Source organism: Streptomyces sp. XH2 (assembly GCF_049725035.1).
Taxonomy (GTDB): domain Bacteria; phylum Actinomycetota; class Actinomycetes; order Streptomycetales; family Streptomycetaceae; genus Streptomyces; species Streptomyces roseoverticillatus.
Window position 1 is genome coordinate 342,788 of sequence record NZ_JBMMMZ010000005.1, and the last position, 13,423, is coordinate 356,210.

Here is a 13,423-nt window from a genome sequence, read left to right on the forward strand (position 1 = left end):
TGACGGGTGCCCGGTGGCGGGCCGGCGGGGTCGACGGCCCGCCACCGGGCTCACACCGCTGCGCCGTACCCCGAAGGACAGCCGCCCCCTCCCGCAGCGCCGGCCGGCAGCGGCAACCTCACGGCGCCCGGCGTCAGGCCCGTTCCGGCGGCGGCCTGCCACTCACGCGGGGACACCCCGTACGCGGCACGGAACGCCCGGCTGAAGTGACTGGCGCTCACGAACCCCCAGCGGCCCGCGACCGCCGCCACGCTCGCCCGGCCCGGTGTCGGGCGGGCGAGGTCGCGGCGGCACACGTCCAGCCGCTGGCGCCGGATCCAGCGGGCCACCGTCACCCCCTCTAAGCGGAAGAGCTTGTGCAGGTACCGCACCGACACGTGGTGGGCCGCGGCGATCCGCTCCGGCGAGAGGTCCGGGTCCCCGAGGTGGCGCAGGATGTGGTCCTTCACCCGGGCCAGGGTGGCCAGGGCGGCCTCGGGTACCTCCGGGCGGGAGCGGCCTCGGCGCTCGTGGGCGAGCACCGCGAGCAAGTCGAGCGCCGTGGTGGCGAGCCGGGAAGCCTGCTGCGGCTCCGTCGAGCCGGCCGACCGGGAGAGGGACTCCAGGTAAGCGGCCACCAGCCGGGCGGTGCCGTCGCCCGTGTCGAAGGCCGTCGCAGTGAGCACCCGCAGGTCCTCCTCGGAGACCCCCACGGCCGACCGCGGCCAGTGGAAGGCCGTGAAGACGAAGGGCTCCGGCAACTCCTTGGCGAACGGCCGCCCGGCGTCGGAGATCGCGAAGGCGCCCGGCCGCAGCTCCAACTGGCGGCCGTCCTGGGCCAGCCGGGCGGTACCGCGGTGCTGGAGTGCCAGCGTGAGGTGGTCCTCTCCGCCACGAGCGATCAGGTCCGCGCTGCGCTCGACCCGCTGCGGGCCGGCCTGCACCAGAGAGACCTGTAAGGCGCCCAGCCGGTGGCTGGTGATCGTCGCGGGGGCGGGCGCGCTTTCCAACAGGGCCACGTCCAGCGGGATGAAGGTGTGGGAGACGGCCTCGTGCCAGTACTCGGCGCGGTCGGCGGTCGGCACCTCGGCGGTGTCGAGGACGACGGACATCAGTGCTCCTCAAACGGCTGTTGACTCAAACGGACGTCGACCGGACCGGCCGGTCCGGCCTCGCGATATCGGGCAGGGCAGGGGAAGGTCGTCGTGCCTCTCGGCCGGCGGTCGGGCGGCTCGCCGGTCGGCATCCTCGTTCCGGAGCGAGCGCCACTCACGCGGCGGAACTCCGTACGCGGCGCGGAAGGCCCGGCTGAAGTACGCCGGGCTGACGAAGCCCCACCGCTGGGCGACGGACGACACCGTCGGCGCGGTGCGGCCGCGCCGGGCCAGCTCGCGGGCGCACGCGTCCAGCCGGAGCCGCTGGATCAACCGGCTGACAGTCACCCCCTCACCCTCGCCTTCGAACAGGCGGTGCAGGTAGCGCACGGAGATGTGGTGGGCACGTGCGATCTTTTCAGGCGAAAGTTCCGGATCGTCCAGGTGGTGGTCGATGTACTCCCGCACCCTGCGGATCAGGTGCTCGTTCGGGGTGCCCGGCTCGTGCGCCGCCCGGGCGAGGCACAGCTGGGCGATCAGTGCGCTGAACAGGTCGGCGACGCTGCCGGCCAGCCGGTCGCCGACCGGGGCCGGGTAGGTCTGCGCGGAGGCGGCCAGGACACCGAGGAACGGCAGGAGCACCGGTCCGTACCCCTCCGCGGGGCCGACGGCCGTCGCCGACGCGTGCCGCAGGTCGCGTTCCGGCACACCGAGCAGCCGGCGCGGCAGGTGGAACAGGTGGGTGCGGAACCGCTCCGGGTAGTCGACGGCGTACGGGCGCGCCGTGTCGTACAGGACGAGCCCGCCCGGCGGCACCTCCGCGCGGCGTCCGTCCTGCTCCAGGACGGCTCGGCCCGACACCTGGACGCCGACGACGGCCTGCGGTTCGCTCAGCGGTGCCCGGGCGATCAGCGCCGCCGTACGGGAGAGCCGGGCGGGGTCCGCCTCCAGCGTGGAGATCCGCACGTACCCGAGCCGGTGCGACTCCACCAGCCCGTCGAACGGCCGGTCAGTGAGCGGGCACGCCTCCACCGGTACCAGTGCCCGCGACACCGCCCCGCTCCAGAAGCCCGCCTTCTCGTCGTCCGCGACCGACGTGGTCGTCACCCGCATGCCCATCCGACCGCCCTTCCGCCGAAGTCCTGCACGCTCAGCCTGGGGCTCGGGCGCCGCGGGTCGTTAGGTCATCTGACTGTCGCGTGCGGGCACCGGGCGGCGGGCCGGGGACGGCGGGTGTTGCGGCAGGTCAGGCGCCGTCGAGGGCGTGGGCGAGGGCGGCGCGCGAGGTGATGCCGAGCTTGGGGAAGACCTTGTAGAGGTGGGCTCCGACGGTGCGGGGCGACAGCTGGAGCCGCCGGCCGATCTCCTTGTTGGTCAGACCGGTCGCGGCGAGCCGGGCGATGCGCAGTTCCTGGCCGGTCAGGGCGCGCAGTCCCTCGGCCGGTTCGTCCGGCGGCAGGGCCACGGACTCGCCGGCGGCCCGTAGTTCCTCCTCGCAGGCCTGGGCCCAGGGAGCGGCCTGGAGGCGGCGGAAGACGTGGTGGGCCGCGCGCAGCGGCTCCCGTGCTCCGGGCCGGTGGCGGCGACGCAGCCACGAGCCGTGGGCGAGCCGCAGCCGGGCGAGGTCGAACGCCCACCGCTCGGCGCCCGGAACGGCGTACGCGGCACGGTAGGCGTCTTCGGCCTCGTCGTCGGCGGCGGCCAGGGCCGTGGCGGCCGCGCACAGGAAGGCGTGCCGGCCGGAGATCTCCGCGGAACGTGCCGTGCGCCCGGCCGCGAGGTGGGCCCGCGCCTCCTCGTGCCGGCCGGTGTGCACGGCGGCCGTCACCAGGTCGAAGACCAGAGCGTGCTGCCAGGGCGGGCCGCCCGGCAGCCGGCCGGACGGGGTGATCTCGCAGAAGTGCGCGTACGCCTCCTCGTAGCGCTGGTGGGCGAGCGCGGCCAGGCCGCGCAGGTGGGTCAGGCGGTCGAGGACGTACCGCATCCGGGCGCGGGTGGCGGTCGGTCTGATCACCTGATCGATCTCCCGCAGTCCGGTCTCGTCGCCCCGGCCGGCCAGGAAGTGGGCGTAGTACTGGCGGAACATCAGGGCGTTGGTGTGGTAGCCGAGTTCGTCCGCGATCTCGGCCTCGCGCAGGCAGACGGGCGCTTGGTCCCAGTGTCCGAGCAGGAAGTCCTGATGGCACTTGGCCTTCGCGACCGAGCCCTGGGTGGCGTAGCCGTGCGGCCCCGTGAAGCGCTGCCACAGATCGCCCTCGGGGCAGTCGAGCGCGGAGGCGGTCCACAGCAGGAGCCAGGCCGCGCCGGCCTCCTGTTCCTCGGTCAGCCGCTCGGCCACCGCCCGGAGCGCGGTGGCCGTGTCCGGGCCCGGGACGGTCCAGGCCCGCAGACACAGCCGGCCCGCATCGGAGACGTTCTCGCGGTGCCGTTCCAGGGCCCGCCAAGCCCAGGGGTCGTCCGTGTAGGTCGCGGCCAGGAGCAGTTTGAAATAGGCCTGTTCGACCAGCCCGCCGAAGGTGTCGGCGCCCGGTGCGGTCAGCGTGTCGAGGGCCGCGGGCAGCAGTGCGGCGGAGGACTCGAAGTCGACGTGGTGGCTCTGGTCGGCGTAGACCACCGCGTACGCGAACAGCGGGGCGGCGTCCTGCGGGACCGTGCTGGCCTTCAGTTCCTCCACCAGGGCCGCGGTGTGGCGCAGTTGCCCGCCGTGGGCCGACATCACCGCCGCCCAGGTGAGCCTCCGGGCACGATCGCAGGAGCTGGGGCTGAGGGCGGCGGCGCGTTCGAGCAGGAGTGCTCCCTCCGCGTCGCCGCCGCGGAGGGCGAGGTCACGGCCGGCCTCCTGGAGGCGGTGTGCGAGATCCTCGTCGGGCAGCAGCGCGGCGGCCGCCTCGTGGACCAGCCGTCGGGGGTCGTCCGGTGCGAAGGCTTCGGACAGGGTGCGGTGGGCCTCGCGGTGTGCGGTGCCGGAGGCCATGGAGACGACGGCGGTGCGGACCAAGGGGTGCCGGAACACCAATTGTCCGGCCGGGTCGAGCCGGGCCAGTCCGTCGGCCTCGATGCGTTCCAGGACCTCTCGCGCGCTGTCGTCCGCGACGGCACGCAGCCAGCCGCCGCTGCTGAAGTCCGGGCCGGTGGCCAGTGCTCCGAGCAGGAGGAGACGGCCGACCTCCGGTGCCATCCCTCCCAGCCGCTCGGCGAACATCCGCTCCAGCTTTCGGCCCAGGGGCAGCCGCTCCGGCAGTGGAGCGGTTCCCCGCTGCTGGCCGGCCGCGAGCTGGCGCGGTAATTCCACCAGCGCCAGGGGGTTCCCGGCCGCCTCGGCCAGGACCCGGTCCCTGGCGGGCGCCGCGAGTTCGGGGTAGCGGGTGCCCAGCAGCAGGGCCGCGTCCGCCCGGGGCAGGGCCCGCACGTCGACGGCTTCGGCCGACCACGTCTGAGCGGCCGGCTCGTCCGGGCGGGTCGCACCGACGATCACCACCGGCAGCCCGGCACAGCGCCGGTGGAGGAAGGCGAAAACGGTCGCGCTCGACGAGTCGATCCAGTGCAGGTCGTCCAGGAGCAGCAGCACGGGTGCGGTCCGCACCGCCTCCTCCAGCAGCGCCAGGGCGGCGGTGCCGACGGCGAAGCCGCTGGGAGTCCCGGAGCGGACGCCGAACGCGCTCTCCAGGGCGTCCCGCTGGTGCGCGGACAGGGCGCCGGACCGCGAGAGCGGCGACCAGAAGGCCTGATGAAGGGCTCCGAACGCGAGATCCGTCTCCGCCTCCGTGCCGACCGCGCGCAGCACGGTGAATCCGCGGTCGCGGGCCGCGCGTTCCGCCCAGACCAGCAGCGTGCTCTTGCCGACTCCGGCATCACCGCGCAGCAGCACCGTAGAGCCGCTCGCGCCGTCCACCGCCTGGACCAGCGCCGCGGATAGCAGCTCCGTCTCCCGCTGCCGCCCGACCAGCACCGGAAACCGACTGTCCTCCGCCACGCCTCATCCTTCCTCGGGTCGGCCTGCCCACTCTCCGGGCACCCGAGGCTACCGTCCGTCAGAACGCCAGTTCTCCACTGGGTGCGGCTCCGAACACATGCGGCGACGCGGGCCGGGCATCGACGTACCGGTGTCGCGCGTGCCTTCGCGGTCGATCCCCCGTGCGCTCACGACACCGAAGCAGCTTGCGCGATGGACGAGGAACAAGGAAAAGATCACCAGGTGAGCGTGGCCGGCACCGCGGCACCGAGGAAGAGCACGCCTCCGGTAGGCAGGACGACGATCCGCGACCGGCGGTGCTTCCGGGTGAACGCCCTTGTGCTCTCCGGCTGTTCGGGCAGACAGCCGACCGGCACATGGGCTCCCAGGTCCAGCCCCGTCCCCGTTGCCGCGGGGCGGAACCTGACGGCTCGGCCCTGCAGGTCGGCGATCGGCCCTGCAGGTCGGCGAACTCGATCACAGGCGCCGAAAAGTCGTCCGCCGACGCCTGCTCCTGGTCCATCATCCCCTCGCGTGAACGCCGTACCGGCGCAGCTGCGCAGTGGCGTTGTGGGGGTGGCTCGCCGTGGAGCCGCTGGTGCTGCGCCTGGCCGCGGCGCTGGCCGAAATCGCCTCCCGCCACCCCACCAGTGGCAGCCTGTACTACATGGCCCGCCGGCTCGGCGGTGAGCGTGGGAGCTGATACACCGGCCGGCTCAACCTCCTGGGGCTGCCCGGCGGGATCGCGGCCCAGGACTACGGCATCACGGCCTTCATCGCCGCCTGGGCCAACCTGCAAACGGCGCCCTGCCCGGCTCGGCGCACCGGCAGAAGGTCACCCGCCGTACGGCCGTCCCGGCCAACGCTGTCCGGCTCGCGGCCGGTGCCGCCTTCGTGCCGACCCTGCCGTCCCTGTATTCCGCCACGGCGTTCTCGGCGGTGACCGCGATTTCCGTCGTGGGTTTCACCCCGGCCTACGCCATCCCGGTACTGCTGCGACCGCGCCACCGGGAGCGGTTCACCCCTGGGCCCTGGCACCTGGGCTGCTGGACTGGATTGGGTGAGAGGCAAGGATTCGGTTCGTTGAGACGGATAGCGGCTGTCGGGGCCGAATGGGCTGTGGTCGCGCGTCCCCCCTCAACCGATGTGGTCCCCGTCTCAGGTGATCTGGCCCGATTCGCTCGTCATCTCAGACGGTTTGGGCCGACGGGGCCTCTTCAAGGCAGAGCCTGGTCGTCAGCGGCGCCCCGGACCTGGCATCAGACTCTGCGGAGCAGCGATGGGCTTCCGCCCCTGCCGCTGTTCCGCCAGGGCAACCACGGGAATACCGGGAGTGGGCATCTCCCGCGACGCGACATGGCCGCCTCGCTGGAACCGTCGCGGTGACCCGGACAACGACTGGGGATCGACTGGGGCGAGACTCTTCCCATGAGAGTCAGGTGCCGGCAGATCATCCACCCCGCGGCCGGCATCCCGGTCGCGGAGTACGACGGGATCCGGGTGGGCAGTGTCTACCCGGTTCTGGAGATGGTCACCTACGACATCGATTGCCAGATCCGTGTGCTCGGCCCCGGCACACCCGACCCCGGTCTGCTCTGGGACCCCGCCGACTTCGAGACAGTGGACACTCGAATACCACCCGGCTGGACCCTGGCCATCGCCGACGGCCGCACCCGCCTCGCGGACGCCCGCTGGCAGCGCCCCGGATTCTGGACCGACTATCACCACGGCGACCCGCAGGCCCTGGCCGACTACGAGCACGTGAAGCGCGAACTCCTCGCCGCCGCCCCGCCACACGAGAACTGACCTTGCGAGCGAACGGCTTGACCATCCGCTGGCCGTCGAAGACCTCGCCCGCCAGGCCTGGCTGAGTTCGCGCCACCTCGGCCGCCACTTCAGGTCGGTGACCGGCACGCCCCCGCTGCAATGGCTGCCGGCTCAGCGGATCCGCCACGCCCAGGAGTTGCTGGAGACCGCCGAGGACAGTGTCGACGCCATCGCCGCGGCCACCGGCATGGGGACCGCCACGACGCTGCGCCGGCACTTCAACCGCGCGGTCGGCGTGCCCCCGGACACCTACCGCCGCACCTTCCGCTCGCGGCCGCGTCCGGCCTGAACGACAACGGGTACGAGGCCCGGTACCCGGTACGGACGGTGCCGGCGCATGCGCCGGGCATGCGTCGGGCATGCGCCGGGCTGTGTCTTCTCAGGGGCGCCAGGACGGGACGGGCAGCGTCGTGCCGGTCTCGGCATAGGTCTTGAGGTTGGCCAGCACGAAGTTCCAGCCGCCGGAGATGGAGCGGTACTCCTTGTCGTCCCGCAGGTTGACGTGGGTGACCGTGAGACGCGTGGTGTCACCGTAGGGCTGGAGTTCAAAGGTGACCCGGGATTCGCCGTGCGGCCGGTCCTCGCCGGGACCGGCCCAGGTCAGGGTCAGCCGGCGCGGCTCGTCGACATCGGCCACAGTACCCACCACGTCATCAATGCCCGAGCCGTCCAGACGGCGGTGCGCCCAGGGCGATCCGGGCTGCCAGTCGGAGACGTTGTGGTGGTACCAGTACGCCGCCGTCGCCTCCGGGTCCATCAGGCACTGCCAGACCCTTTCCGGGGTGGCGGCGATGTAGGTGGTGTGGACGAACTCCGGGCGAGGCTCGTTCTCGGTGTTCATGGAGGATTCCGCTTTCTGTTTCAGTGCGCTCAGCGCGTCCAGCCGCGGCTGATCGAAGGCGCTGATCCATCGCTCCTGGATCTCGTGGAGCGGCACGGGGTTGAGGTAATGCAACTTCTCGCGGCCCCTGCGGACGGTGCTGACGAGGTTCGCGGCCTCCAGCACGCCCAGGTGCTGGGTCAGTGACTGCCGGGCCATCCGCACGTTTTCGCACAGTTCGCCCAGCGTCTGGCCGTTGTTCTCGCGCAGCCTGTCCAGCACGAACCGCCTGGTCGAATCGGCCAGGGCCTTGAAGACCCGGTCCATCTCGCTACTCACATCTCAATCATGCAGGCAAATACCTGCATGTCAAGCGGCGAGGCAGTCGTGGCCGCTCGGCGTCGGACCGCCACCCACGCCAAGCGGCCGGGAAGCCCCTTGAGCGCACGGCGTACGGATGTTGCGAACACTGTACGGACAGGCGTACGGTGTTCTCAGAAGCGCACGGCGTTGATGACCGGGGGGTGTCATGTCGAAGGGTCCGGATCGGGGAGCACCGAAGCCCGCATTGGCCCAAGCGCCGGGCCCGACCCGCCTCTAACGCCGAACCCCGCCTCCGGGCCGGCTGTGCGCATCGCCTCTTTTCAGTGACCGCGCGGATCTCCCGCGCGCCCTGCCCATGCCTCACACTTCACGCCTCACAAGGGAACTGTCATGAACCTGCCAGTCCGCATCGCCCTGGCCACCGCCGTCGTCGGCGCGGTCACCCTCACGAACCTCGACCTCGCAGCGGCCGCTTCGCCTGCCGCTGCACCCACCAAGAGCGTGCAGACGAAGAGCACGCGGACCAAGAGCGCGGTGGGCCTGGACACGATCACCCGCTTCACCCCGACGGTGCCGAACCCGACGACCGCCACCCGGGCCCAGCTGGACGCGGCCGCTCCCGCGGCCAAGGGCCGCTCGTTGTTCACGGACTCGAATGTCGGCGGCCCGATCAGCCGCGAGGAGGTCATCACCAGAGCCAAGACCTGGACGGACGATGCCGTGCCGTACAGCCAGGTCTCCTACCGCACGCAGTACGGTCACAAGTACCGCACGGACTGCTCGGGCTTCGTCTCCATGGCCTGGAACCTCGCCACCTCCTCGGCGAACAACTGGGGCGAGACCACTCCCACCCTGACCGAATTCACGTCCTCCATAGGCAAGGAGGACCTCAAGCCGGGCGACATCCTGCTCAACCCCGCCGCGGGCAACGACGGCCATGTCGTCATATTCAACGGCTGGAAGGACGCGGCCCACACGCAGTACGACGCTTTCGAGGAGGCCGGCGGCAGCACCGGCAGAGCCGTTCACCGCACGGTCGACTACCCCTACTTCGGCAGGTCCGGCTTCTCCCCACGCCGCTACGACAAGATCGTCGACTCGTCCGCGAACGCCATGTCGCCGCTGGTCAACGTCGGTGACATCAACGGCAACGGCGTCTCGGACCTCCTGGCGCGCCGTAAGTCCGACGGCCATGCGCTGGTGTACTGGGGTAAGGGCGACGGCGGCTACACCAACCCCACCGACCTCGGCGCCGGCTGGGACAACTACGACGCAATCACCGGCGTGGGTGACATCAACAAGAACGGCGTGTCCGACCTGTTGGTGCGCCGAAAGTCGGACGGTCACGCGCTGGTGTACTGGGGCAAGGGCGACGGTGGCTACACCAACCCCACCGACCTCGGCGCCGGCTGGGACGCCTATGACGTGATCACAGGTGTAGGCGACATCAACGGCAACGGCGTGCCGGACCTGATGGTGCGCCGAAAGTCCGACGGCCACGCGCTGGTGTACTGGGGCAAGGGCGACGGCGGATACACCAACCCCACCGACCTCGGCGCCGGCTGGGACAACTACGACGCAATCACCGGTGTGGGTGACATCAACGGCAACGGCGTGCCCGACCTGATGGTGCGCCGAAAGTCCGACGGCCACGCCCTCGTCTACTGGGGCAAGGGCGACGGCGGATACACCAACCCCACCGACCTCGGCGCCGGCTGGGACAACTACGACGCAATCACCGGCATCGGCGACATCAACAGCAACGGCGTGCCCGACCTGATGGTACGCCGAAAGTCCGACGGCCACGCCCTCGTCTACTGGGGCAAGGGCGACGGCGGATACACCAACCCCACCGACCTCGGCGCCGGCTGGGACAACTACTCCTGACCCCCGGCCCCCATCGGCAGCGGGGCCTGGTCGCTGGACACCCACCCGGGCCCCGGCCGTCAGCACCACCTCAGCACCGCCTCACCCGATCACCCCGCACAGCGAGGATCCCCACGCCCGTGAACACCCGCGTCCCCACCACCGAGCGGCTCCGTAAGGCTGCCGTGCTCCTTTCCCTCACCACTGCCCTCGCCGCGGGCGCCCTCGGCGCCACTCCCGCGAGCGCGGCGTCGGTCGCCACCTGGGACAAGGTCGCCCAATGCGAGAGCACCAACAATTGGAGCGCCATCGACCCCACCCACACGTACTACGGCGGCCTCCAGATCAATATGGACAACTGGCAGCACTACGGCGGCACCGCATACGCGGCGCGCCCCGATCTGGCCACGAAGAAGCAGCAGATACTCATAGCCGAGAAGATCCTCAAAGAGCAGGGCCCGGGCGCGTGGACATGCGCTCCCGGGACCGGCCTGAGCAAGGGCGGGCCCGATCCCTACCCGGACGAGGAAGCCGGCCCCGCGATGTCGCCGCTGGTCAACGCCGGTGACATCAACAGCAACGGGGTCCCGGACCTCCTGGCACGCCGTAAGTCGGACGGCCATGCGCTGATGTACTGGGGCAAGGGCGACGGCACGTACACCAACCCCACCGACCTCGGCGCCGGCTGGGACGGGTACGACGTGATCACGGGTGCCGGTGACCTCAATAGCAATGGCGTGTCGGATCTGTTGGTACGTCGTAAGTCGGACGGTCACGCGCTGGTGTACTGGGGCAAGGGCGACGGTGGCTACACCAACCCCACCGACCTCGGCGCCGGCTGGGACAACTACGACGCAATCACCGGCATCGGCGACATCAACAAGAACGGCGTGTCCGACCTGTTGGTGCGCCGAAAGTCGGACGGCCATGCGCTGGTGTACTGGGGCAAGGGCGACGGCGGATACACCAACCCCACCGACCTCGGCGCCGGCTGGGACAACTACGACGTGATCACAGCTGTAGGCGACATCAACGGCAACGGCGTGCCCGACCTGATGGTGCGCCGAAAGTCCGACGGCCACGCGCTGGTGTACTGGGGCAAGGGCGACGGCGGATACACCAACCCCACCGACCTCGGCGCCGGCTGGGACAACTACGACGCAATCACGGGAGTGGGTGACATCAACAAGAACGGCGTGCCGGACCTGATGGTACGCCGGAAGTCCGACGGCCACGCCCTGATCTACTGGGGCAAGGGCGACGGCACGTACACCGACCCGACCGACCTCGGCGGCGGCTGGAACGCCTACTCCTGACGCGGTCCACGGGCCGCCGCCGCACCCATGACGCGGCGGCGGCCCCTCCTCATTCTCCGGAAAGGGCAAGTCATCGCCATGACCAGACCAGTCCGCGGAACCCGCGCCGCAGCCCGAGGCATCGCCGCGGCCTTGGGGGCGCTGGCGTCCCTGACGGTGGGGTTCGCCACCGGCGGCCCGGCCGTCGCCGCCCCCGCCCCCGCGCCCACCGCCCCCGCTGTCCCCGACGGGGGCATCGCCACCTACAACGCCGTCACCCGCATCAGCACCGACGGTCTGGGCTTCCAGTGGGACAACGGCCGCGACGCGAGCCGCGTGTCCACGTTCCAGTCCGCCCATTCCTCCCTCAAGCGCACCGGCATCAACGGCGTCCTGGCCGACACCTCGAACGTGACCTCGGCCCGCTCCTTGTGCCACCCGTCCAACATCGCCGGGGCACAGGGCTTCTGCTGGTCGTCCGAGGACGACGGCACCACGGCCTGGTATCCGCAGGGCCTCGCCGGATCCGGTGAATCGCCCCAGGCACAGACCCTGGTGAACGGCCGCAAGGTGCTCATCGCCGGCTGGAGCGCGTCCGGCGACAAGCGGGAGCGGATCACCTTCGCCGATGTCACCGATCCGTCCCATGTCACCTATCGGCACGTCCTCCTGGTCGGGCTCTCCGACGACAGCAAGAACTTCGCGGCCCTGGGCGGGCACGCCAACGGCGTGGTCTGGGCGGGAAGCCGCCTCTATGTCGCGTCCATCGGCAGCGGCTTCGACGTTTTCGACCTGAACGGCATCTGGAAGATGGACACGACCGCCGACGCCTCGGTCGGCGTGGACGCGTCCGGCCGGACGCACGGGGGCGGCTTCGACTACGTCCTGCCGCGCACCGGCAGCTACGCGTACACCGGCGTGGGAGGAGAAGGCTGCGGGACATACCCGCCGGCGAACGTCCAGCAGCGCCCGTGCCTGACCGCGGCATCACTCGACCTCAGCGGGTCCCAGCCCGCCCTGATCACCGCGGAGGGCGATCCGTACAGCGTGGAGGACAAGTTCGGCAAGGCCACGGCGCCGGTCGTGCGCTGGCCCATCGACCCGGTCACCGGCCGGCTGAAAGCCGACGCCTCGGGACGCGTCCAGGCGTCGGAGGCCTTCGCCTCCCCGATGGGCGGCACACAGGGGATCGCCATGAACAACGGCCGGTTCGCCATCGCGGGCCCGTGCCCGGAGTTCGTCGACGCCAAGAACGGTGGCGTGGACATCCCCAGCTGTCTCTACCACGCCAGGCCCGATGAGCCGGTGCGCCTCGTCACGCGCACCGGCGTGAACATCGAGAACCTCTCCTACTGGCCCGGCAGTGACGAGCTGTGGATCGCCAACGAGGCCGGCGACCGGCGGATGGTCGTCCACGCGTCCTGGCCCGACGACCCCGCCCCGGTGGGCATGGCCCGGCTGGCCTCCGCCGACTTCACCGGCGACGGGAAGCCCGACCTGGTCGGCATCGAGACCGCCACCGGGAAGCTGTGGCTCTACCCCGGCACCGGCAGCGGCACCTTCGGCGACCGCGTCCAGATCGGCACCGGCTGGGGCGGTCTGAGCAAGCTCACCGCCGGTGACTTCACCGGGGACGGGAAGGCCGACCTGCTCGCCGTCGACTCCGACACCGGGATCCTGTACACGTACCCGGGCACCGGTGCCGCCAAGGGCATGAGCACCCTCGGGGACCGGGTCCGGATCGGCACCGGCTGGAACACCATGCGGGAGCTGACCACGATGGACGCCGACCGGAACGGCAAGCCCGACCTGCTGGCCGTCGACAAGGACGGCGTCCTGTGGGCCTACCCCGGTTCCGGCTCGGTCAACGGCGGCAACACCCTGGGCAGCCGCGTCCGCATCGCCTCCGGCTGGGACACGATGACCGAACTCACCAGCCCGGGCGACCTCGACGCCGACGGCAAGGCCGACCTCGTGGCCGTGGACCGGGACGGCGATCTCTGGGCGTACCCCGGCTCCGGCTCGCTCGACGGCGGCAACGCCCTGGGCGGCCGTGCCCGGATCGGCACCGGCTGGGACACCATGCGACAGCTGGTCGGCGCGGACTTCAACCGCGACGGCAAGGGCGACGTCGACGCCGTAGAGGCACCCGCCGGCGCCACCGGGAGCCTCTACTTCTACCCGGGCACGGGCACGGGCACCGGCACCAACGCCCTGGGCGACCGCGCCCGGATCGGCACCGGCTGGTAGTCCGCCGGGATCCGCC

The 13,423-nt window shown here is 71.3% G+C and carries 9 protein-coding genes and 2 pseudogenes; 7 read left to right on the forward strand and 4 right to left on the reverse strand.

The window, feature by feature from the left end; translation table 11 throughout:
• Nucleotides 1-50 precede the first annotated feature (50 nt).
• The 3 genes from ACOTKD_RS12765 to ACOTKD_RS12775 form a co-directional block, all read right to left on the reverse strand.
• Complete coding sequence (locus ACOTKD_RS12765; protein WP_424889015.1) at nt 51-1,091, reverse strand: helix-turn-helix domain-containing protein; 1,041 nt, start codon at nt 1,089-1,091, stop codon at nt 51-53.
• 9 nt (nt 1,092-1,100) lie between these two features.
• Nucleotides 1,101-2,186 carry a helix-turn-helix domain-containing protein gene (locus ACOTKD_RS12770; RefSeq protein WP_424889129.1) on the reverse strand — a complete coding sequence of 362 codons (1,086 nt, stop codon included), beginning with the start codon at nt 2,184-2,186 and terminating at the stop codon, nt 1,101-1,103.
• A gap of 133 nt (nt 2,187-2,319) precedes the next feature.
• Nucleotides 2,320-5,046 (reverse strand): AAA family ATPase, encoded by a 2,727-nt coding sequence (locus ACOTKD_RS12775; RefSeq protein ID WP_424889016.1) that lies wholly within the window; start codon nt 5,044-5,046, stop codon nt 2,320-2,322.
• Between the two features lie 541 nt (nt 5,047-5,587).
• On the opposite strand from ACOTKD_RS12775, the gene ACOTKD_RS12780 reads away from it, so the two are divergent.
• The 4 genes and pseudogenes from ACOTKD_RS12780 to ACOTKD_RS12795 all read left to right on the forward strand — a co-directional run.
• Complete coding sequence (locus tag ACOTKD_RS12780) at nt 5,588-5,728, forward strand: hypothetical protein (protein ID WP_424889017.1); 141 nt, start codon at nt 5,588-5,590, stop codon at nt 5,726-5,728.
• A gap of 95 nt (nt 5,729-5,823) precedes the next feature.
• A pseudogene (locus tag ACOTKD_RS12785) lies at nt 5,824-6,078 on the forward strand (amino acid permease); the annotation flags it as partial.
• A 375-nt stretch (nt 6,079-6,453) separates the two neighbouring features.
• Nucleotides 6,454-6,831 carry a hypothetical protein gene (locus ACOTKD_RS12790; protein WP_424889018.1) on the forward strand — a complete coding sequence of 126 codons (378 nt, stop codon included), beginning with the start codon at nt 6,454-6,456 and terminating at the stop codon, nt 6,829-6,831.
• Nucleotides 6,832-6,835: 4 nt separating this feature from the next.
• Nucleotides 6,836-7,141, forward strand: a pseudogene (locus ACOTKD_RS12795) (helix-turn-helix domain-containing protein); the annotation flags it as partial.
• Nucleotides 7,142-7,231: 90 nt separating this feature from the next.
• Here ACOTKD_RS12795 and ACOTKD_RS12800 read toward each other — a convergent pair.
• The gene (locus tag ACOTKD_RS12800; protein WP_424889130.1) at nt 7,232-7,999 is read right to left on the reverse strand and encodes an ArsR/SmtB family transcription factor; all 768 of its coding nucleotides are present in this window, start codon (nt 7,997-7,999) and stop codon (nt 7,232-7,234) included.
• A gap of 387 nt (nt 8,000-8,386) precedes the next feature.
• Between ACOTKD_RS12800 and ACOTKD_RS12805 the strand changes: the two genes are divergently transcribed.
• The 3 genes from ACOTKD_RS12805 (at nt 8,387) to ACOTKD_RS12815 (ending at nt 13,407) form a co-directional block, all read left to right on the forward strand.
• Nucleotides 8,387-9,883, forward strand: coding sequence for an FG-GAP-like repeat-containing protein (locus tag ACOTKD_RS12805; RefSeq protein WP_424889019.1), 1,497 nt, complete (start codon nt 8,387-8,389; stop codon nt 9,881-9,883).
• A 119-nt stretch (nt 9,884-10,002) separates the two neighbouring features.
• Nucleotides 10,003-11,178 carry a transglycosylase family protein gene (locus ACOTKD_RS12810; RefSeq protein ID WP_424889020.1) on the forward strand — a complete coding sequence of 392 codons (1,176 nt, stop codon included), beginning with the start codon at nt 10,003-10,005 and terminating at the stop codon, nt 11,176-11,178.
• Between the two features lie 78 nt (nt 11,179-11,256).
• Complete coding sequence (locus ACOTKD_RS12815; protein WP_424889021.1) at nt 11,257-13,407, forward strand: FG-GAP repeat domain-containing protein; 2,151 nt, start codon at nt 11,257-11,259, stop codon at nt 13,405-13,407.
• Nucleotides 13,408-13,423 lie beyond the last annotated feature (16 nt).